18 protein-coding genes are annotated in these 20,682 nt (G+C 67.7%); 16 read left to right on the top strand and 2 right to left on the bottom strand.

The window, feature by feature from the left end; translation table 11 throughout:
* The first annotated feature begins 400 nt into the window (after positions 1 to 400).
* Positions 401 to 2,596 carry an MMPL family transporter gene (locus ACWF0M_RS25545; protein WP_452238227.1) on the top strand — a complete coding sequence of 732 codons (2,196 nt, stop codon included), beginning with the start codon at positions 401 to 403 and terminating at the stop codon, positions 2,594 to 2,596.
* A gap of 38 nt (positions 2,597 to 2,634) precedes the next feature.
* Positions 2,635 to 3,009, top strand: coding sequence for a hypothetical protein (locus ACWF0M_RS25550; protein WP_452238228.1), 375 nt, complete (start codon positions 2,635 to 2,637; stop codon positions 3,007 to 3,009).
* 74 nt (positions 3,010 to 3,083) lie between these two features.
* Here the strand turns inward: ACWF0M_RS25550 and ACWF0M_RS25555 are convergent, their stop codons facing one another.
* Entirely contained in the window at positions 3,084 to 3,665 is a 582-nt protein-coding gene (locus ACWF0M_RS25555) for a CGNR zinc finger domain-containing protein (protein ID WP_452238229.1), read from the bottom strand.
* A 68-nt stretch (positions 3,666 to 3,733) separates the two neighbouring features.
* Here ACWF0M_RS25555 and ACWF0M_RS25560 point away from each other — a divergent pair, with 68 nt between their 5' ends.
* On the top strand, positions 3,734 to 4,897 hold the full coding sequence (locus ACWF0M_RS25560; protein ID WP_452238230.1) for an MFS transporter: 1,164 nt from the start codon (positions 3,734 to 3,736) through the stop codon (positions 4,895 to 4,897).
* Positions 4,898 to 4,924: 27 nt separating this feature from the next.
* Positions 4,925 to 5,188, top strand: a complete 264-nt coding sequence (locus tag ACWF0M_RS25565; RefSeq protein ID WP_452238231.1) for a hypothetical protein — start codon at positions 4,925 to 4,927, stop codon at positions 5,186 to 5,188.
* A gap of 5 nt (positions 5,189 to 5,193) precedes the next feature.
* Here the strand turns inward: ACWF0M_RS25565 and ACWF0M_RS25570 are convergent, their stop codons facing one another.
* Entirely contained in the window at positions 5,194 to 7,446 is a 2,253-nt protein-coding gene (locus tag ACWF0M_RS25570) for an FdhF/YdeP family oxidoreductase (protein ID WP_452238232.1), read from the bottom strand.
* Positions 7,447 to 7,592: 146 nt separating this feature from the next.
* Here ACWF0M_RS25570 and ACWF0M_RS25575 point away from each other — a divergent pair, with 146 nt between their 5' ends.
* The 12 genes from ACWF0M_RS25575 (at position 7,593) to ACWF0M_RS25630 (ending at position 20,654) form a co-directional block, all read left to right on the top strand.
* Positions 7,593 to 8,321: a 3-hydroxybutyrate dehydrogenase gene (locus tag ACWF0M_RS25575; protein ID WP_452238233.1), complete on the top strand. Its 729-nt coding sequence runs from the start codon at positions 7,593 to 7,595 to the stop codon at positions 8,319 to 8,321.
* A gap of 16 nt (positions 8,322 to 8,337) precedes the next feature.
* The gene (locus ACWF0M_RS25580; RefSeq protein WP_452238234.1) at positions 8,338 to 9,639 is read left to right on the top strand and encodes an MFS transporter; all 1,302 of its coding nucleotides are present in this window, start codon (positions 8,338 to 8,340) and stop codon (positions 9,637 to 9,639) included.
* A gap of 3 nt (positions 9,640 to 9,642) precedes the next feature.
* Positions 9,643 to 11,409 carry a helix-turn-helix domain-containing protein gene (locus tag ACWF0M_RS25585; protein ID WP_452238235.1) on the top strand — a complete coding sequence of 589 codons (1,767 nt, stop codon included), beginning with the start codon at positions 9,643 to 9,645 and terminating at the stop codon, positions 11,407 to 11,409.
* A gap of 150 nt (positions 11,410 to 11,559) precedes the next feature.
* Positions 11,560 to 12,321 (top strand): AAA family ATPase, encoded by a 762-nt coding sequence (locus ACWF0M_RS25590; RefSeq protein ID WP_452238236.1) that lies wholly within the window; start codon positions 11,560 to 11,562, stop codon positions 12,319 to 12,321.
* Between the two features lie 43 nt (positions 12,322 to 12,364).
* Positions 12,365 to 12,715, top strand: a complete 351-nt coding sequence (locus ACWF0M_RS25595; protein ID WP_452238237.1) for a type II secretion system protein — start codon at positions 12,365 to 12,367, stop codon at positions 12,713 to 12,715.
* An 87-nt stretch (positions 12,716 to 12,802) separates the two neighbouring features.
* The gene (locus tag ACWF0M_RS25600; protein ID WP_452238238.1) at positions 12,803 to 13,897 is read left to right on the top strand and encodes a type IV pilus twitching motility protein PilT; all 1,095 of its coding nucleotides are present in this window, start codon (positions 12,803 to 12,805) and stop codon (positions 13,895 to 13,897) included.
* Entirely contained in the window at positions 13,894 to 15,531 is a 1,638-nt protein-coding gene (locus ACWF0M_RS25605; RefSeq protein ID WP_452238239.1) for a GspE/PulE family protein, read from the top strand. The genes ACWF0M_RS25600 and ACWF0M_RS25605 overlap by 4 nt, the downstream gene beginning before the upstream one ends.
* Before the next feature lie 3 nt (positions 15,532 to 15,534).
* On the top strand, positions 15,535 to 16,740 hold the full coding sequence (locus ACWF0M_RS25610) for a type II secretion system F family protein (protein WP_452238240.1): 1,206 nt from the start codon (positions 15,535 to 15,537) through the stop codon (positions 16,738 to 16,740).
* Entirely contained in the window at positions 16,737 to 17,195 is a 459-nt protein-coding gene (locus ACWF0M_RS25615) for a type IV pilus modification PilV family protein (RefSeq protein ID WP_452238241.1), read from the top strand. Before ACWF0M_RS25610 ends, ACWF0M_RS25615 begins: the two co-directional genes overlap by 4 nt.
* A complete protein-coding gene (locus ACWF0M_RS25620; RefSeq protein ID WP_452238242.1) occupies positions 17,171 to 17,824 on the top strand; it encodes a PulJ/GspJ family protein in 654 nt (217 codons plus the stop codon). The genes ACWF0M_RS25615 and ACWF0M_RS25620 overlap by 25 nt, the downstream gene beginning before the upstream one ends.
* On the top strand, positions 17,821 to 19,893 hold the full coding sequence (locus ACWF0M_RS25625) for a hypothetical protein (RefSeq protein WP_452238243.1): 2,073 nt from the start codon (positions 17,821 to 17,823) through the stop codon (positions 19,891 to 19,893). Before ACWF0M_RS25620 ends, ACWF0M_RS25625 begins: the two co-directional genes overlap by 4 nt.
* Positions 19,875 to 20,654: a prepilin peptidase gene (locus ACWF0M_RS25630; protein WP_452238244.1), complete on the top strand. Its 780-nt coding sequence runs from the start codon at positions 19,875 to 19,877 to the stop codon at positions 20,652 to 20,654. The genes ACWF0M_RS25625 and ACWF0M_RS25630 overlap by 19 nt, the downstream gene beginning before the upstream one ends.
* Positions 20,655 to 20,682: the final 28 nt, after the last annotated feature.

The raw sequence follows: 20,682 nt of genomic DNA on the forward strand, positions 1-20,682 counted from the left end.
TCCGCGCCAGCGTTCGCTTCGACTTTGTGCACCGAGTCCGTACGGATCGGTGCGTTGTGTGCGGACGTCATGCCCAAAGTCGGGTTGGCGCCCACCCCAGCTCGCGGCGCCGGCGCCGGCGCCGTCCTCCCGGCCGCCTGCGCGGCCGTTCGTTCGGCTTTGGGGTTTGGTTGGCCGTTTGGGGTGGCTGGGGACGGTTGGTGGAGGCCCAAGGTTGGGGTGGGCCGGGGTGCGTATGGCGTACGGGAAAGGGTGGGGTGGGGTTTGCCTCAGGGTGACCTGGGGGGCTTCCTGCATGGTCGGGGGCGGGTCACGGCGGCGAGGCTTCTTTCCGTAGCCAGCGCCACGCCAGGGAGCGCTGGGTGGGGCGCCGGTGGGTGCGCAGAGGGGCAGGGAACGTATGGCCAGGGGACAGATCACGGTCCGGGCAGCGCGCTGGAGCGCGACCCATCCGTGGCGGGCGATCGCGATGTGGGTTGTCGTCGTGATCGCCTGTTTCGCGCTCGGGCAGGTGACCGGGACCAAGGAGTCGAAGAACGAGGGTGACATCGGCGAGGTGACCCGGGCGGACAACATCGTCAAGTCCGGCAACTTCGACGACCCGGACGTCGAGAGCGTGCTGATCACGGCTCCGTCCGGGCAGCTCGACAAGACGGCGGCGAACACGGCCGCGGCGGTGGTGATCCAGCAGATGCGCGCCCTCGGTGGGGTCGCGGAGGTCGCTCAGCCGATGCCGTCGCCGAAGAACGACGCGGTGATCGTGCGGGTGACGCTGAAGGACGTGCCGGAGGGTTCGGACGACGGCGCGCGCGTCCAGCCGCTGCTCGACACGACCGCGAAGATTCAGCAGCAGTACCCGGACCTGCGGATCGAAGAGGTCGGCGGACTGTCGATCGACAAGGCGCTCAACGAGACGCTGGGCAAGGACTTCAAGCGGGCGGAGATGTTCAGCCTGCCGGTGACGCTGGCGATCCTCTTGATCGCCTTCGGTGCGCTGATCGCCGCGTCCGTACCGCTGGTGCTCGCGCTGTCCGCGGTGGCCGCCGCGATCGGCTTGTCGGCGGCGGCTTCGCAGCTGGTGCCGGCTGTGGATGCGGTCAATAGCGTGATTCTGCTGATCGGTATGGCGGTCGGCGTCGACTACTCGCTCTTCTACCTGCGCCGTGAACGCGAGGAACGCGCCAAGGGTCGCGGTCACGTCGACGCGGTTGAGATCGCCGCAGCGACGTCGGGGCACGCGGTCGTCGTCTCCGGTACGGCGGTCATCATCTCGATGGCCGGCCTGTTCCTGGCCCGCGACGCGGTGTTCTCGTCCTTCGCGGTCGGCTCGATCCTGGTCGTCGCAGTGGCCGTCGTCGGTTCGCTGACCGTGCTGCCCGCCGTACTGGCGAAGCTCGGTCGCTGGGTGGACAAGCCGCGGATCCCGCTGGTGTGGCGGCTGACGGCAGGCAACAAGCAGCCGCGGTTCTGGCCGACGGTTCTCAAGCCGGCCCTGAAGCACCCGATCGCCACGCTGCTGGTCGCCGTCACGGCGCTGCTCGCGGTCGCGTCGCCGGCGCTGGGGATGACGCTGAAGTTCCCGGGCACGGAGGATCTGCCGCGGACGACCTCGGTGATGAAGGCGTACGACCGGCTGACCGCGGCCTTCCCCAGTACGGGAACCAGCCACGAGGTCGCCGTACGGGCGCCTGCGAACCAGCAGCCTGCGGTGAAGGCCGCGTTGGCTGAGCTGATGCAGCGGACCAAGGGCGACAGCCTGTTCGCGTCGGACGGTCTCGAAGAGCCGCGGTTCTCCAAGGACGGTACGGTCGCGACGCTCGAGGTCGCCACGCCGTACGAGGGCGGTAGCGACCAGGCACGGGACTCGCTGACCAAGCTGCGCAAGGAACTGATGCCGGAGACGGTCGGCAAGGTTCCGGGCGTCGAGTACGCGGTCGGTGGGTTCGTGGCCGCGGACGTCGACTATGCAGCCCACACGCGGGACAAGTTGCCGCTCGTGATCGGGTTCGTGCTGCTGCTGACGATGATCGTGATGATGGTGACGTTCCGGTCGGTGGTGGTCGCGATCACGGCGATCGGGCTCAACCTGCTGAGTGCGGGCGCGGCGTACGGCGTCGTCACCGCGGTCTTCCAGAACACCTGGGCCGAAGGACTGCTGCACTTCCGGTCGAACGGCGCTGTGGTCAGTTGGCTGCCGCTCTTCCTGTTCGTGGTGCTGTTCGGGTTGTCGATGGACTACCACGTGTTCGTGGTCAGCCGGATCCGCGAGGCGGTACTGCGTGGCGTACCGACGAAGCAGGCGGTGGCCGAAGGCATCACCGGTTCGGCCGGCGTGGTGACCAGCGCGGCGGCCGTGATGATCGGCGTGTTCGCGGTCTTCGCAACCCTGAGCACGCTGGACATGAAGCAGCTGGGCGTCGGCCTCGCGGTCGCGATCCTGATCGACGCAACGATCATCCGCGCCGTCGTACTCCCCAGCATCATGACCCTCCTGGGCGACGCCAACTGGTGGGCCCCCAAGTGGCTCCGAGACAACACCGCCAAGCACGCCACCCCAGCCCCCGAAGAAGAACGCGAACTAACCCCAGTCGGCTGAGCCCGACCAGTGCGGTGCCCCATTCGAAATTCGTTCGGGTGGGGCACCTGCTGTACCGGACGATGTCGGGCATGGGTGAGCGGGCGGCGGTTCTGGGGGAGTTGGCCGACGTTGTGTTGGCGGTCGGGCGTGCGCATCCCGTGCGGGTGGGGGTGGACGGGTGTTCGGCGGCTGGGAAGACGACGTTGGCTGATGAGTTGGCGGAGGTGTTGCGGGGGCGGGGTGGGCGGGACGTTGTTCGGGTCGGGCTCGACTACTTCAAGCGGGCGCCTGAGTTGCGGACGGCGTACCCGATCGGTTCGGCGGAGAGCCCCGGAGAGCAGTTGTACGTCGACCAGGTCCGTCCCGGCGAACGCGCGCAGCTCCTCATCAACAACGAGGACCCGGCCAACCCGACCCTGACCCGTCGCTGACTCGGCACACCTGCAGGGGACTGGGCACACCGTATGCCATGTCTTCGGTCGCCAGCGCCTGTTCTTAGTTCGGGTCAGGTGGTGGCTTGGCGGGCTCGGTGGGCGGCGGCTTTGACGCGGCTTTGGCATTGGGGGGAGCAGAAGCGGCGTTGGCCGTTCTTGGAGACGTCGACGAAGACTCGGTCGCAGTGGGGGGCTGCGCAGACGCCGAGTCGGCCGGCCAGGTCGCTGCCGACGGCGAGTGCGAGGCCGGCCGCGCAGCCGGCGGCCCAGCCGTTCGCGAGTTGCTCGTCGGGGCCATGGAAGTGCAGGCTCCATGGGCGGTCCTTGCCGCGGTCGAGCTGTGGACGCGCGTTCGTGTCCACCAGCAGCGCGTTGATCTCCGCTGCGGCGGCGTCCAGGTCGCCGGTGTTCGCGGCCTCGAAGACGATTCGCATCCGCCCCGCGAGCTGCACCAGTCGCCGCGCATCATCCGCCGGCACGGACTTGGGCGGGTAACCGATCGCGGTCAGCGCCTCCGCGACCGCCTGGGTTTCGTCGGACGGGGCGGTGTGCTCGACGCCACCGGCGTACCCGGGGGTCAGCCGGTTCACGTACTCGACGGACGCGGCCAGCACACTCCGGGCATGACTATCAAAAGACACTTGACCAGTCACGCGTCACCTCCGTAGGCTCAGGCTTGCGTGACCGATCATAGCCACTTAGACAGTCATGGGGGTTCAAGGTGAGTGCAGTCGTCACGGCGCGCGGGCTCTCCCGGACGGTGTGGATCCTGGTCGTCGCTCGCGCCGTCAACCGGATCGGCGCGTTCACGCTCCCGTTCCTGGGCGTGGTGCTCTCGGTCGAGTTCCACGCCTCGCTCGGCCAGGTCGGTCTGATTCTCGCGGTCTTCGGGGCCGCGACGATCCCGTCCCGGCTGCTCGGTGGTCAGCTGGCCGATCGCCTCGGTCGCCGCCGCACGATCGTCCTCGGTCTGGCCGGTTGCGCGATCGCGCAGTTGTGGATCGCGCTCAGCCACGCGCTGTGGTCCGCCGTACTCGCGACGATCCTGCTCGGCCTCGCGTTCGAGATCTACGAGCCGCCGAGCCAGGCGATGATCGCCGACGTCACCGAGCCCGAGGATCGCCCCGCCGCGTATGGCTTGTACAGCGCGGCGCTCGCCGTGGCCGGCGTACTGGCAGGGCTGCTCGCCGCCGCGATCAGCCACTGGGACCTCCGCTGGCTCTTCGTCGCCGATGCGATCACCTGTTTGTCCTGCGCCGCTCTGGTCGCGCTCGCGTTGCCTCCCGACGTACGCCGGGAGCGCGCGTCGGATCGCCCCGCAGCAGTCTGGCGAGACAGGCGACTTCTCCTGCTCCTCGCCGGCGGCACGGTGTTCGCGACGATCTACATGCAGCTGATCATCGGCGTACCGCTGACGCTGCTCGAGCAGGGACTGCCCAAGTCGGGCACCGGCATCATCCTCGCGGTGTCCGCGGTCACCTTGATCGTCGCCCAACGACTGCTCCGCGTGCAGCACCTCGACGACTTCCGTGCCATCTCGATCGGCTACGTACTGGTCGCGGCGGGTCTCGTGGTCAGCGCGTTCGCCCACAACCTCATCGTGTTCCTGCTCGCCTCGGTTCTGTGGAGCCTCGGCGAACTGTTCCTGCTGACCCGCTACCTCACCCAGGCGTCCGGCCTCGCGCCCGACGAGGCCCGCGGCCGCTACCTCGCGGTCTTCGGCCTGAGCTGGGGTATCGCCACGACGATCGCGCCGATCACCGTCACCCAACTGCTCAAGAATGCAGGCCCAGCAGGACTCTGGCTCGCGACCGCCGCGGTGGCCCTTGTGCTCGCGATACTTCAACCGTGGGTCAGGCGGCGGCTGCATTCTGTTGCCGAGTGAGGGAGCTCGACCCGGATCGGAGCAACGGTGACCGACGCATCGGAACAGACGGGTGGCCTGGACCTGCAGGCCGTCGTCCAGGAACTAACGGAGATCGGTAAGGCCGGGAAGTACCTGGACGAAGGTCCCGGTGAGGCCCGTGCTCGCGAGCTCGGCCTCCAGTTGGACGCGCACGGTGGGTCCGAGGGCATGCGGATAGCGCTCGCCCAGGTCACGTCCCGGCTCCCGGATCCCGCTGTCGCCCGCGAACTCGAGTACGCGTGGGACGGTGTCGGCTCCTGGTTGGGCTGACGCACTCAGCTGCGCGGCTCCAGCCTGACCGTGAGGCCCTTGGCGACCGGGGTGTTGCTGCCCTTCGCGAGGTCGTCGGCCGACATCAGGACGTTGGTCTCGGGGTAGTACGCCGCCACGCAGCCACGAGCCGTCGGGTACGAGACCAGACGGAAGTGCGACGCCCGTCTTTCGACGCCCCGGAACTCGCTCACAATGTCGACGTACCCGCCGTCCTCGAGGCCGAGCTCGGTCAGGTCGTCCGGGTGTACGAAGACGACGTCGCGGGTCCCGTGGATGCCGCGGTACCGATCCTCGAGGCCGTAGATCGTGGTGTTGAACTGGTCGTGGCTGCGCAGCGTCTGCAGCAGCAACCGGCCCGGCTCCGTCGGCAACCAGGTGAGCTCGTTCGCGGTGAACTGCGCCCGCGCGTCGGATGTCTTGAATTCCCGCTTGTCCCGCGCCGCGTGCGCGAGCAGGAAGCCGCCGTCACCGTCCCGCAGCCGTTCCTCGAAGTTCTCGTACCCGTCCGCGACCCGCCCGATCCGCTGCCGGATCAGGCTGTAGTCGTCGGCGAAATCGGTCCACGGAATCTGCCCGACATCCGGTACGACGGCCTGCGCCAGCCCGCACACGATCCCGATCTCGGACTTGAGCTCCGGCGCCGGCGGAATCAGGTTGCCCTTCGACAGGTGTACGGCGCCCTGCGAGTCCTCGACCGACACCGATTGCGGACCCGCCGCGGTGTGATCGTGATCGGTCCGGCCGAGCGTCGGCAGGATCAACGCCTCGCGGCCCGTGATCGTGTGCGACCGGTTCAGCTTGGTGGACACGTGCACGGTCAGGTCGCACTGCTTGAGCCCGCGATGCACGACCTGGGTGTCGGGGGTCGCGGACGCGAAGTTGCCACCCATCGCGAAGAACACCCGCACCGCACCGTCGCGCAATCTTTGAACGGTCGCGGCGGCGTCGATGCCGTGCGCTCGCGGAGAGGTGAACGAGAACTCGTGATCGAGCCGATCCAGGAAGGCGTCGGGCATCTTCTCCCAGATCCCCATGCTGCGGTCGCCCTGGACGTTCGAGTGTCCGCGCACCGGGCACGGGCCCGCGCCGGGCTTGCCGATGTTGCCCTGCAGGAGCAGCACGTTGACGACCTCGGTGATCGTCGCGACCGCGTCGCGGTGCTGCGTCAGCCCCATCGCCCAGCACACCACGGTCGCCTTGGACTTGATGAAGCGCTGTGCCAGCTCCTCGATCTCGGCCCGCCGCAGCCCGGTGGCCTGCTCGACCGCGGGCCAGTCGAGTTCGCTGTTGTGCTTGGCGTACAGGTCGAAGCCGCTGGTGTGCGACTCGATGAACGACTTGTCCAGCACGGTGCCCGGGTTCGCCGCCTCGGCCTCGATCAGAAGGTGGCCGAGGGCAAGGAACAGGGCCTGGTCGCCGCCGATCCGGATCCGCAGATGCTGGTCGGCCAGCGGCGTACCCTTACCGACCAGGCCGCGCGGCTTCTGCGGGTTCATGAACCGGATCAGGCCCGGCTCGGGCAGCGGGTTCACCGCGACGATCGAGGCGCCGTTGCGCTTGGCGGCCTCGAGGTGGGTGAGCATCCGCGGCGCGTTGGTGCCCGGGTTCTGCCCGACGACCACGATCAGCTCGGACTCCTCGAGCATCTCAAGCGTGACCGCGCCCTTGCCGCTGCCGATCACCCGGGACAGCGCCGTACCGGACGACTCGTGGCACATGTTCGAGCAGTCGGGAAGGTTGTTGGTGCCGTACGCGCGGACGAACAACTGGTACAGGAACGCGGCCTCGTTGCTGGTCCGGCCGGAGGTGTAGAAGACGGCGTCGTTGGGGTCGACGAGCGCCTTCAGGTGCCGGGCGACGACCTGGAACGCCTCGTCCCAGCCGACCGGCTCGTAGTGCGTGGCGCCGGCCCGCAGCAGCATCGGCTCGGTGATCCGGCCGAGCTTGCCGAGGTCGAACTCGGAGATCCGGTCCATCTCCTCGACCGAATGCGAGGCGAAGAACTCTCGGGGCACCCGCTTGCGGGTCGCCTCCCAGGCCACCGCCTTCGCGCCGTTCTCACAGAACTCGGCGGTGTGCTTGTGCTCCGGATCCGGCCACGCGCAGGACGGGCAGTCGAACCCGCGGTCCTGGTTCATCTTCAGGAAGGCGCGACCGGTGCGCACCGGCCCCATTTCGCGGAGACCGAACTTGAACGACGACAGCACGGCGGGCACACCGGCGGCCTTCCGCTTCGGCGGTTCGATATCGACCATGTTTCAACAATAGGTCCACCTATCGTGGCGCGCTGCTTTGATAGGTCCGGTTGTGGATAAGTAGCTCGTCGGGCTATGCGACCGCGTCGGGTTGTGTGACCGCATCCCATAGTGCGCCGGGGTCCGGATTTCTACAGTCATCGGCCATGGAGACCCGTCGAGCCCTCGTCACCGGAGCCGCGTCCGGTATCGGCGCCGCGTGCGCCCAGCGTCTGGCCGCGGACGGCGTCCACGTGGTGGCCGTCGACTTCGACCGGGCCGGTTTGGACGCGCTGGAAGGCGTTGAGACCGTCGTAGCCGACCTGTCCGAGCTGGAGCGGCTGTCGGAGCTCCCGACGGACGTGGACATCCTGGTGAACAATGCCGGCGTACAGCAGATCGCACCGGTCGAGCAGTTCCCGCCGGAGCGGTTCAGCTACATCCTCCGGCTGATGCTGGAGGCACCGTTCCGACTGATCCGGCAGACGCTCCCACACATGTACGGCGCCGGCTGGGGCCGTGTGGTGAACATCAGCTCGGTCCACGGGCTCCGTGCCAGCCCGTTCAAGGCGGCGTACGTCGCTGCGAAACACGGACTGGAAGGACTCAGCAAGGTCGTCGCGCTGGAAGGTGCTGCGCACGGCGTGACCAGCAACTGTGTGAACCCGGCGTACGTCCGGACGCCGCTGGTCACCGCGCAACTGGCGGACCAGGCCGCGACCCACGGCCTGTCCGAGTCAGAGGTGCTGGAGAAGGTCCTGCTCGAGCCGGTCGCGGTGAAGCGGCTGATCGAACCGGCCGAAGTGGCGGAGCTCGTGGCCCTGCTGTGCGGCCCCGCGTCCGCCTCCATCACGGGGAGCTCGTTCGTACTCGACGGCGGCTGGACCGCCCACTAACTGAGGAGCCCGCCCAATGACAGCTACAGAACCAGTGCGTACCCGCTCGTCGATCGTCCGGGTGGTCGGCGCGAGTCTCGTCGGTACGACGGTGGAGTGGTACGACTTCTTCCTGTACGGGGTCGCCGCATCGGTGGTGTTCGGCGACCTGTTCTTTCCGAAGGGTGAGGAGCTCACCGGAACGCTGCTGAGCTTCGCCACGTTCGCGGTCGGCTTCTTCGCGCGTCCGATCGGTGGCGTGGTGTTCGGGCACTTCGGTGACCGGCTGGGCCGCAAGCAGTTGCTGGTGCTCTCGCTGCTCATGATGGGTGTTGCCACGTTCGCGATCGGTCTGCTGCCGACGTACGCACAGGTCGGCGCGCTCGCCCCCGTCCTGCTGACGGTGCTGCGGCTCATCCAAGGGTTCGCACTGGGTGGTGAATGGGGAGGCGCAGTACTGATCGTGTCGGAGCATGGTGATCCGGCACGGCGTGGCTTCTGGGCGTCCTGGCCGCAGGCCGGTGCGCCGGCGGGTCAGCTGATCGCAAACGGCGTACTGGCTGGGCTGGCTGCGTTCCAGTCGGATGCGGCCTTCAACTCGTGGGGCTGGCGCATTCCGTTCCTCTTGTCCGCAGTACTCGTGCTGGTGGGCCTGTGGGTGCGGCTGCGCATCGAGGAGTCACCTGTGTTCCAGGAGGCGCGCGCCAAGCAGCAGCCGGCGGACAAGCTGCCGATTCTCGAGGTGATCACGCGGTACCCACGGGAGGTGCTGACCGCGATGGGTGCGCGGATGGCGGAGAACGTCAGCTACTACATCTTCACCATCGTGATCGCGACGTACGCGAAGGAACACCTCGGCATGGGCAAGTCGTTCGCGTTGAACGCCGTACTGATCGCCGCTGCGGTGCACTTCTTCGCGATCCCGCTCTGGGGCGCGCTGTCGGACCGGATCGGCCGCAAGCCCGTGTACCTCATCGGTGCGGTCGGTGTCGGCGTCTGGGCGTTCGTGTTCATCGCACTGGTGGACACTCGCAACTTCGCACTCGCGACACTGGCTGTGACGGTCGGTCTGGTGCTGCACGGTGCGATGTACGGACCGCAGGCGTCCTTCTTCACTGAGCTGTTCGGGACGCGGGTGAGGTACTCCGGTGTCTCGGTCGGCTACCAGCTCGCGTCGATCGTCGCGGGCGGTCTCGCGCCGTTCATCGCGGTCGCTCTGCTGAAGGCGTACGACTCCGGGTATGCGATCGCTGTGTACGTCGCGGCGTGCGCGGTGATCTCGATCGTCGCGGTGACGTCGTACACCGAAACACATCGTCGAGATCTCACTACGCTGTAGGCCATGGAGGAGCTTCTGCGGCTGCTGGCCGAGGATGCGTCCGGGAGCGAGCTGTCCCGGGCGGCGGGCGAGGACGCGGTGGCACGCGACCTCGCCCTGCGTATCCGGGCGGGCATGGACGCCAGCAAGAAGCGTGAGGCCGAGCTGTCCGCACTGGTCGACGTGGCGCGCGAGCTGGCATCCGCCCGCGACCCTGGCGGCGTACTGCACACCATCGTCCACCGCGCCCGCACCCTCGTCGGCACGGACGTCGCGTACCTGACTCTGTACGACGAGACGCGTGGCGACACGTACATGCGGGCCACCGACGGCTCCGTCTCTGCCGCGTTCCAGCAGTTGCGGCTGCCCCTTGGCGCAGGACTCGGCGGTCTGGTGGCGGAGACCTACAAGCCGTACTGGACTGCCGACTACCCGTCGGACCGCCGCTTTCGGCACACCACTCCGATCGACGACGCGGTCGGAGAGGAAGGGCTGGTAGCGATCTGCGGTACGCCGTTAGTGGTCGACGGAGCGTTTGTGGGTGTGTTGTTCGCGTCGAACCGGACACGACGCCCGTTCAGTCGTGACGAGGTGTCGCTGCTCGGTTCACTGGCCACACTGGCCGCAGTGACCTTGGTACAGGTACGTGCGGCGGCGGAGACCGCTGCGGCGTTGGACCAGCTGTCTGCTGCACACGCCGGCGTCGAGCACGCAGCCGCAGCGCATGACCGGTTTGCCGACATCGTGTTGTCCGGTGGCGATGTGGACGCCATCGCCGCCGCACTGGCCGAGTTGCTCGACGTGTGGGTCGTACTGGTCGATGCCAGCGGCAACGAGCTGGCAGTAGCCGGGAGCATCCCCGGTACGCCGGTGCCGTGGCAAGAGTCCGAGTCCGGTCGATTGACTCGCACTGGTGACTGCTGGGTCGTGGCAGCGACCGCGAAGGGCGAACGGCTCGGTGCGCTGGTCATTGGTGGTGCCGACGACCTGTCCGGTGCAGACCAGCGCATCGTCGAGCGAGCAGCCGTTGTCACCGCACTCGTACTCCTGTTCCGTCGACAGGCCGCTGAGCAATCCCAACGAGCACAGGCAGACCTGCTGGCCGACGTACTGAGTGGGAGCGCCGATCCGCGCGCTCTGACCGATCGACTCCGGTTACTCGCTCCCAACCATCGGCACGATCACCTGGTCGTCGCGGTGTGCCGCGGCGACTACACCGGCGTACGTGCGCGGCTGTCCGCACCACTGGAAGACAGACTGGTGCTGTCTGGTCCGTACGGCGGGGACCTGGTGTTGCTGTTCGCTCGTACGAGCGCTGCGGCCACCGCACGCGACCTGTCCGAGCTGGCCAAGCGCACCGGCGTGACGATCGCTGTGACAGGCCCCGCGGCCTGGGGAGAGCCGTTGGTCGAGGCACACCGACAGGCGTCACGCCTGGTCACCACCATGGTCCGTCTGGGCCGCCTTTGCGAGTCCGCGACACCTGACGACCTGGGTGTGGCAGGCCTGGTCGGTGCGTCCGAGGTCGACGTACGCACTCACGTGCACGACGTACTCGGCAAGGTCCTCGACTATGACACCCAGCGAGGCACCGACCTGATCGGCACACTGCAGGCGTACTTCGCCGCCGGCCAGAGCCCGACCCGGGCCGCCACGTCGCTGCACATCCACCCCAACACGGTGCAGCAGCGACTCGACCGCATCACCGCCTTGCTGGGCGACGGCTGGCAGTCCCCGGACCGCGCCCTGGATGTCCAGGTTGCGCTCCGCCTCCATTCCGCCGTCGGCTGACCCTGTCGGCCGTTCGGACGACAGGGTGTCGACCGAACGACAGCTCCTGTCGTCCGTTCACCCGCTGTGACGAAATCCGCTGCACCGCCACTCTTTAGGCGAAGTCAACGCGCATCGCGGTGACACAGAGTGGCGCCAGGGGGTGTCGGGATGTCGGACGGGCGCATCATCACAGTTTTCGCGGCCAAGGACGGCAGCGGGAAGACAACCGTCGCCACGAACCTCGCCGTCACCCTGTGCGCCCTCGGCACTCACCGCGTCTGCCTGGTCGATCTGGACCTGCAGTTCGGCGACGTCGCGTGCATTCTCGGGCTGCGTCCAGCACGCAGTCTGTACGACGGGTTGCAGTGGGCAGGATCTCTGACCGCCGAACAAGCGGTCAGCCTTATGACCCCGTTCCGGCCGGCCCTGGACTGCCTGCTGGCTCCGACGGGTCCCGGGGACGCGGTACAGATCCCCCACACGCTCGTCGCCGAGCTCCTGCACGTACTGCGTGGCGTGTACGACTACGTCGTCGTCGACACGCCGGCGCAGTTCAATGCGTCGGTACTCGCGGCGCTCGACGCGGCCGACCACCAGGTGCTGGTCGCGACGCCGGAGCGGCCGTCGCTGAAGAACCTGCGGCTGACCCTCGACGTCCTCGACCTCCTGTACGACGCGGGCGACCGGACCGTCGTGGTCAATCGGTCGGACAGCCGGGCCGATCTGGCCGCCGCCGACGTGGACCAGCTGGTCAGGACTCCGATCACGGTGCAGCTGCCGAACTGGACCGACGTACCCGCCTCGATCAACCGGGGTGAACCCATCTCCGTCGGCTACCCGGACCACCCGGTCAGCCAGGCCGTCCGCCGACTGGCCGATGTCCTCGGCGCGAGCGACGGGAGGTGCAGTCGCGATCCGCCCTCCGCGTAGCACAGACCGTCCAAAACCCTTTGAACAGAAAGCGAATCACATCATGCTCAACCGAATCCACGAAGCCCGCAAGAACGAGTCCGGCTTCACCCTGATCGAACTCCTGATGGTCATCATCATCCTCGGCGTGCTGTCCGGCATCGTCGTCTTCGCCGTCAACGGCATCCAGGACCGCGGCGCCCAGAGCGCCTGCAAGACGGACGTGAAGACCGTCTCCGTCGCTGCCGAGGCTGCGTACGCGCAGAACAACACCTACCCGGCTGACATGGCTGCGCTCGTCGCGAGCGGCTTCCTGCACCAGCCAGCAGCTGACGTGGACTACGCGGCGACCACGACCACGATCACCAAGCTCGAAGGAAACGCCGCCAGCAAGTGCGTCGGCTACAAGGGCTGATCGCCACCTGACGCCGGTGGGGAGGGGTTTCCCCAAGGCCCTTCCTCACCGGTTTTCGTGAACTCGTACACCACCTGGAGAAGCACCATGATCAGTCTTGTTCGTGGCAGCCGGGTCGACCTGCTGCTCGAAGAGCTCTGGAACGCCGGCGGCACCGACCTGCTGCTGACCGCGGGCATGCCACCACAGCTCCGCGTCCACGGGCGCCTGTACTCCGTCAGCGGCCTGGACCCACTGACCCGCGACGACACCGACAGCCTGCTCGCAGAAGTCCTCACCGTAGAGCAGGCCGCGGACTGGAACACCAAGCACGAACACGACTTCTCGTTCTCCTGGCGCGACGAGGCCCGGATCCGCGGCAACGCGTTCACCCAGCGCGGTGACACGGCGGTGGCGCTCCGGATGATCCCGCGCCAGATCCCGTCGATGGACGAGCTTGGCCTGCCGCCGGTCCTGTACGAGTTCGCCCGCAAACACCAGGGTCTCGTCCTCGTCACCGGCCCGACCGGCTCCGGCAAGTCGACCACGCTGGCCGCGATGATCGGGCAGATCAACACGGATCGCGCCTGCCACATCATCACGGTCGAGGACCCGATCGAGTATGTCCACGACCACAAGCTCTCCGCCGTCAACCAGCGTGAGGTAGGCAGCGACACCGCCAGTTTCGCGGATGCGCTGCGCTCCGCCCTGCGCGAGGACCCCGACGTACTGCTGGTCGGCGAGATGCGCGACCTGGAGTCCATCCGGTTCGCCCTCACCATCGCCGAGACCGGCCACCTGGTCTTCGCGACCCTGCACACCAACGACACGGCGCAGTCACTCGCCCGCGTCATCGACGTGTTCCCCGCTGAGCAGCAGGCCCAGGTACGAGTGCAGCTCGCCGCCGCGCTCACCGGTGTGGTGTACCAGCGGTTGGTTCCGCGGATCGGCGGTGGCCTGGTCGCGGCGTACGAGGTGATGGTTGCCGACGCCGCCGTACGCAACCTGATCAAGGAAGGCAAGACGCACCAGTTGCGCAACTCGGTCGTCACCGGTCAGCGCGACGGCATGCTCACCCTCGAACAGTCCCTGTCGAGGCTGGTGCAGAACGGGGTCGTCACGTACGACGATGCGGTCGCGCGCAGCCTCTACCCGAAGGACGTCGAGGCCCGGCCGCGGCTGCGAGCGGGGGTGCCGGCATGAAGCTCCGCAAGGCCGACCGGCCCGAACCCCGGCACGCCGCACCGAACTCGCACCCGGAGATCATCCCGGCGGCCACCGAGCAGGACCTGCACATCGAGCGCACCCGCGCCCGCCACCTCGCCGAGCAGCACAACCTCGACCTTGCCGACCTGCGCACCGTCAGCCCAGACCCGGCCGCGGCCGCCCTGATCGACGAACGGACCGCCCGCAGCCTGGTCGCCGTACCGCTCGAGCTTCGTGGCGACGTCGTCACGGTCGCCGTCGCCGACCCGTCTGTCGTCGGCGAGCTGCAGGCCGCGCTCGGGCACCACGTGGCACTCAAGCTCGCGGCGCCGACAGACGTGCTGCACGCCATCGGTACGGCGTACCGCGCGCTGACCGGCATCGACGACCGGGTCAAGGTGTTCGAGGCCCGCGACGCGGTGCGCAAGGACTTCCGTGCGGAGACCCCTGGCGCCAGCGACGACGCGCCGGTGGTCCAGGTCGTGCAGCTCGTGATCACCCAGGCGTTGCGTGACCGCGCGTCCGACGTACACATCGAACCGCACGGCGACCGCGTTCGGGTCCGCTATCGCATCGACGGCGCGCTGCACGACGTACTCGAGCTGCCTGGGTCGATCGGCCCGGCCGTGGTGAGCCGGATCAAGATCCTCGCCGACCTCAACATCGTCGAGCGCCGGCGCCCGCAGGACGGCCAGATCAGCATGGACGTCGAAGGCCGGCCCGTCGACATCCGGGTCTCCGCCACTGCGGTGGTCGGCGGCGAGAAGGTCGTACTGCGGTTGCTGGACAAGAGCCGCCCGCTCTACCGCCTCGAACAGCTCGGGATGCCCGATCGGATGGCCGCGACGTACTCCGGTCTGCTGAGGGCGCCGTACGGCATGGTCATCTGCGCCGGACCGACCGGCAGCGGCAAGACCACCACGCTGTACGGGTCGCTCGGTGAGATCAACAGTCCCGAGCGCAACATCATGACGATCGAGGACCCGGTCGAGTACACCTTCGACTCGATCAACCAGATCCAGATCAACGAAGCGGCCGGTATCACGTTCGCCGGTGGTCTGCGGTCGATCCTGCGCCAGGACCCCGACGTGATCCTGGTCGGCGAGGTCCGTGACGTGGAGACCGCGCGGATCGCCGTACAGTCCGCGCTGACCGGCCACTTCGTCCTCTCCTCCCTGCATGCGACCGACGCCGCGACCGCTCTGCATCGCCTGCTGGACATGGGGATCGAGACGTTCCTGATCGCGTCCTCGGTGACCGCAGTGGTCTCCCAGCGTCTGGTACGGCGGGTGTGCGCGAACTGCCGTGAGTACTACGAGCCGAAGGCCGAGGAACTCGCTTTCCTCGCCGCAGCCGGCGGACGGACGCCGGAAAACGGTTTCGTCCGCGGCGCGGGCTGTAACTTCTGCGCGCACACCGGGTTCCTGGAGCGGACCGGTGTCTACGAGCTGATGCCGGTGTCGGACGCGATCCGCGAATTGGTCGTCGACCGGGCCGCGCACGACGAGATCCGCAAGGTGGCCCGCTACGAAGGGATGCGCACGCTGACCGAGGAAGGCATCCGGCTCGTCGAGACCGGCGTCACCACCATCGGCGAGGTCATGCGATCCATCTACATGGTCGGGAGCTGACCGATGACGAGGTACGCGTACGTCGCGACGGCACCCGACGGCCAGGTTGCGAAGGGCACCACCAAGGCGGAGAGCAGGGAGGACGCCGAGCTGGCGCTGTACGAGCGCGAGCTGCGCGACATCCGAGTCACCGAGAAGCGCAGCGTCCTGCAGTTGGAGATCACGCCGCACCGGGTGAAGCGTGAGGAGGTCATGCATCTGTCCCGCCAGCTGGGCGCTTTCATCAAGTCCGGCCTGCCGCTGATCGATGCGGTGCACTCGCTCGGCGAGGAGGCCGACAACGCGTCGGTACGGCGGATGATGGCCGAGGTCGAGCACGGCCTGCGTGGCGGCGAGAAGCTCTCGGACTGCTTCGACCGGCACCCGAAGATCTTCCCGGAGTTCTACCGTGGCATCCTGCGCTCCGCCGAGCTGAGCGGTCAGCTGGACACGGTGCTCCAGCAACTGGCGACGTACCTCGAGCGCGACCTCGAAGCGCGCCGCAAGGTCAAGCAGGCCATGATCTACCCGTCGATCGTGGCAGTGATGTCGACGGTCACGGTGATCGTGCTCGCGGCGTTCGTGCTGCCGCGGTTCAAGGACTTCTTCGCCAGCTTGCACGCGACGCTCCCACTGCCGACCCGGATGCTGCTGGCAGTCACGGACTTCCTCACCGCATGGTGGTGGGCAGTCGGCGGGGGAGTCGCCGTACTGGCGCTGCTCGTCTTCGGGATCGTGCAGACGCACGGTGGTCGCTACCTGCGGGACAGGTTGTTCCTGGCGCTGCCGGTGCTCGGCAGCACGATCCAGTTCGCTCTGGTCGAGCGCTTCTGCCGCATCCTCGCGTCGATGGTCGGTGCGGGCGTGCAGCTGCCGGAGGCGCTCCGCGTCGCCACCGGTTCGCTGCCGAACCTGGTGTTTCGTCGCTCGCTGGGCGTGGCGGGCGAGGCCCTGCTGGAGGGGGAGGGCCTCGCCCGTCCACTGGCCGCGACCAAGCTGTTCCCCAAGACCGCGGCACAGATGATGCGGGTCGGTGAGGACACCGGGACGCTGGACACCCAGCTCGAGGTCACGGCCGAGTACTACGAGGGCGAGCTGGACTACAAGCTGAAGAAGCTGATCGGCCTGTTCGAGCCGCTGGTCATCGTCGTGATGGGGGTGATCGTCGGGTTCGTCGCGGTCGCGCTGGTGTCCGCGATGTACGGGATCTTCCGCCAGGTCCAGTCATGAGCGGGGCTCGGGGGGAGCAGGGCGAGTCGCTGCTGGAGCTGCTGATCGCGGTCGCGATCATGGGCATCGCGGTGGTCGCGATCATGGCCGGCCTCGTCACCAGCGTCCTGATCTCCGACGTGCACCGCAAGCAGGCCACCGCCGGCACGGCCGTCCGCGACTACGCCGAGGCGATCCAGACCTCGGTCGCTGCCGAGCACTACGTCCCGTGTGCGAGCGCGGCGTCGTACAAGCCGGACGCTCTGGTGCCGGCCTTCGCCGCCCCGTCCGGTTTCACGCCGAGCGTTGTCAGCGGGACGGTCCGGTACTGGAACGGCGGTTCGTGGCAGACGAGCTGCTCGACGGATCTCGGCCTGCAGCTGTTGACGATCCAGGTCGCCAGCGCCGACGGTCGCGCGACCGAGCGAGTGGACGTCGTACTGCGGAAACCGTGCGGACTGGACACGACATGCTGACCCGGCGTACTGACGAGGGCTTCACGCTCGTCGAGCTGCTCGTCGCCGTCGCCATCCTCGCGATCGTCACGGTGCCGCTGGCGAATGTGGTCATCGGTGCGTTTCGCAACACCACCGACACGTCCGACCGGCTGGAGTTGTCGCACGACGCCCAGATCAGTTCGTCGTACTTCGCCCGCGACGTCGCCGAGGTGGGTCTGCGGGACTGGGCCGCGGTCAATGCGAACTCGGTGCCTTTCAAACGGTCCGTGCAGCTGAACGCTGCGTACAACGCCGGAGGATTCACCTGCGGAACGGCGGCCACCCCGACAGCGGTTGTCCGGCTCCTCTCGGATGCGTGGGACCCGGACAAGTCGATGACCGATGCGGCGACGAACGTCGTCGCGTACTACCTGAGACCGCTCGGCGACGTCAGCGAACTGCACCGGGTCAAGTGCCTCGGACCCGCAACCACGGGGACCGACATCGTCCTTGCGCACAACGTGAAGCCCGGCAGCATCTCTGTGACGTGTTCGAGCCCCTGCGACGCGGCCGACGTACCAGATGAGATCTCGCTGACGTTCCGGGTCACGGGGGCGTCCGTCGGCGACTACCCGATCACTCTCACCGGTCAGCGGAGGCAGCAATGAGAGACCGCATCGCCCGTGCCCGGGCCCGTGGCGACGACGGCGCGGCCCTCGTCCTCGTGCTGATCGTGATCACGGTGATCGCGCTCAGCCTGTCTGCGCTCCTCACGTTGTCGGACACCAGCGTCCGGACCACCGTCGGCCTGCGTGACCAGGTCGCCGACACGTACAACGCCGACGGCGCCATGCAGGCCGCGATCAACAACCTCCGCAACAGCACCTACAACCACAACACCGGCCAGCACTGCTTCGGCGCCGCCGACACCCTCCAGCTGACCAACTTCCACGGCTCCGACTCCGCCGCGGTCACCTGCGAGGCCGACCCGAAGAAGGTCCTGATCCAATGCCCGTCGCTGTCCAACTGCAACCGCCCAGGCAACGCCATCCTGACGTTGGGCAAGGTCGCGGGTGAGGACGGCCTGAACATCACGCAGCCGAGCACCGGCTCCGCTCTGCGTGTGCACGGCAACGTGTTCTCGAACTCCACGATCAACGTGGTCAAAGGCATCCTGAACACCAACGCCAACGTCTGGGCCCGCGGCTCCTGCTCCGGAACGATCCAGAGCGTGGGTACGGCGTGCAACATCGGCAACGCCACCAACGTGCTCGGCGACGACCCCGCCTACGCGCCCGACACGACCACGCCGCCACCGCACCGCGACCTGCCGGCCTGCACCACGCGTGGCACGGTCGTAACCTTCGAACCGGGCACGTACGACGATGCCGCCGGGCTGAACGCGATGATGAGCAGCAGCAGTTCGTGCAAGGACAGCACCTGGTGGTTCAAACCGGGCACGTACTACTTCGACTTCCGCAACAGTGGCACGAACGCCAATCCCTTGCTGCCGTCCGGTAGGAATCTCTGGACGATCGACAACGGCACGCTGGTCGGCGGCACCCCGACCGATGCCGCAGGCAACATCATTGCCAAGCCGCCGGTGCTGCCCGCCGTCCCCGGCTCGTGCGACAACCCGATCAACGACGCGAACGCCGTCGGTGTGCAGTTCGTCTTCGGCGGCGACAGCCAGCTCGTGGTCAACAAGGGGCATGCGGAGATCTGCGGCTCGTACCACACCAACAAGGCACCGATCGCGATCTACGGTCAGACCACGGGCTCGGACACGCCGACGGCCTGGACCGGCGCCAACGCGCTGAGCATGACGACGGTCGACGACGCGGGGCTCTTCGTCAACAACCCGGGCTGGATCGCGCAGGCGGACGGGAAGAGCGCGACCTGGGTCAAGACGAGCGCGAGCAACGAGACCGGAACGGTGAAGGTGTCGGGCTACACGCCACCGACCACCATCCCCACCGGTTCTGTTCTCACCGGAGCGAAACTCGTTGTCGTCCACGGGAACACTGCCGGATCGAGTCAGGACGCTCTCTCGGTCCGTCTCGACCCGACGAACGGTACTCCGTTCACTGTCACGGTTCCGTCGTACGGCGACAACGCCATGCACACCGAGTCAATCGACGTACTGCAGGGCGGCGTCGGAACGCTCGCGCAGCTCGTCAACAGAGGCACGTTCTCCGGCGCGAAGCTCACCTACTCGGCCGCTATCGCGAAGCACAAGGGCACCGAGATGCTCGACACGCTCCGCCTCGAGCTCACCTTCGTCCCGCCGACACTGCGCGCCGGCAGCGGCTGCATCACGAACACGCCGTACACGGGCACGGGCAATGCCTCGACCTGTGCAGTCGTCACCGCATCGTCCAACGACAGCCTGTTCTACGTCCAGGGCACGACGTACACACCGAAGGCGGTTCTGGACATCACGCTCAACAACGCCGAGGAGCAGGTCTTCCGGTTCGGGGTCGTCTCGCGGTCGTTGTGGGTCAAGGTGACCGGTAGCTTCACCTTCGGCGGGCCGGTCATCGAGGTACCTGACGACTCGCCCGGTTTCGTGTTCAGTCTTTACCTGTCCGCGTACATCTGCTCCGGGGCGGGCCCGTGCTCGACCACCGGCACGCCTGCGCTGCGGTCGAAGGTGGCGCTGGTCGACAGCAACCCGATGGCTCCGAGTCCGGGGCATCGTCAGGTGACGGTGCTCAGTTGGTCGAGGCCGGGATGATCGTGTTCGTCGCCGGGCTGCTGGGGTTGGCGGTCGGGTCGTTCCTGAACGTGGTGGTGTACCGAGTACCGCGAGGGGAGTCGGTGGTGAGTCCGCCGTCGCATTGCCCGCGGTGTGACAGCCTCGTGCGGCCCCGGCACAACGTGCCCGTGGTCGGGTGGGTCCTGCTGCGCGGCAGGTGCGCGGACTGCCGGTTGCCGATCAGCGTGCGCTATCCGCTCGTGGAGCTCGCGACCGGGCTCTTGTTCGCGGCCGTCGCGCTGCGGATCGACATGGTTGCCGCGCTCCCGGCGTACCTCTGGTTCGTCGGCGCCGGTGTGGCGCTCGCGTTGATCGATCTCGACGTACGACGGCTGCCGAACGCGATCGTGGCGCCGTCGTACCCGATTTTGCTAGCACTGCTAGCCGGCGCCGCGTGGTGGGACCACGACTGGTCGGCGCTCGTTCGCGCGGTGCTCGGTGGAGCGGCGCTGTTCGGGTTCTACCTGCTGCTGGTGCTGCTGTACCCGGCGGGAATGGGCTGGGGTGACGTCAAGCTCTCGGGGCTGGTCGGCGGCGTACTGGCGTTCCTGTCGTGGAATGCACTGCTGATCGGTGCCTTCGCTGCCTTCTTCCTGGGTGGCGTCGTCGGCATCGGCGTCATCGCGATCGCCGGCGGGGGACGGAAGACCGCACTGCCGTTCGGGCCGTTCATGATCGCCGGGGTTGTGCTGGCTGTGTTCGCTCGGCTTCCCTCCGGAACTTGGTTACCGAACGTTTAGCGCGTTTAGATTAAAAGCACCTGTTTGA

Source organism: Kribbella sp. NPDC055110 (assembly GCF_053607525.1).

Bases quoted from the DNA above. Each gene is read 5' to 3' on its own strand.
- ACWF0M_RS25625 (WP_452238243.1), top strand. From the start codon at position 17,821: ATGAGAGACCGCATCGCCCGTGCCCGGGCCCGTGGCGACGACGGCGCG.
- ACWF0M_RS25595 (WP_452238237.1), top strand. From the start codon at position 12,365: ATGCTCAACCGAATCCACGAAGCCCGCAAGAACGAGTCCGGCTTCACC.
- ACWF0M_RS25615 (WP_452238241.1), top strand. From the start codon at position 16,737: ATGAGCGGGGCTCGGGGGGAGCAGGGCGAGTCGCTGCTGGAGCTGCTG.
- ACWF0M_RS25590 (WP_452238236.1), top strand. From the start codon at position 11,560: ATGTCGGACGGGCGCATCATCACAGTTTTCGCGGCCAAGGACGGCAGC.
- ACWF0M_RS25585 (WP_452238235.1), top strand. From the start codon at position 9,643: ATGGAGGAGCTTCTGCGGCTGCTGGCCGAGGATGCGTCCGGGAGCGAG.
- ACWF0M_RS25570 (WP_452238232.1), bottom strand. From the start codon at position 7,446: ATGGTCGATATCGAACCGCCGAAGCGGAAGGCCGCCGGTGTGCCCGCC.
- ACWF0M_RS25575 (WP_452238233.1), top strand. From the start codon at position 7,593: ATGGAGACCCGTCGAGCCCTCGTCACCGGAGCCGCGTCCGGTATCGGC.
- ACWF0M_RS25605 (WP_452238239.1), top strand. From the start codon at position 13,894: ATGAAGCTCCGCAAGGCCGACCGGCCCGAACCCCGGCACGCCGCACCG.
- ACWF0M_RS25600 (WP_452238238.1), top strand. From the start codon at position 12,803: ATGATCAGTCTTGTTCGTGGCAGCCGGGTCGACCTGCTGCTCGAAGAG.
- ACWF0M_RS25610 (WP_452238240.1), top strand. From the start codon at position 15,535: ATGACGAGGTACGCGTACGTCGCGACGGCACCCGACGGCCAGGTTGCG.
- ACWF0M_RS25545 (WP_452238227.1), top strand. From the start codon at position 401: ATGGCCAGGGGACAGATCACGGTCCGGGCAGCGCGCTGGAGCGCGACC.
- ACWF0M_RS25580 (WP_452238234.1), top strand. From the start codon at position 8,338: ATGACAGCTACAGAACCAGTGCGTACCCGCTCGTCGATCGTCCGGGTG.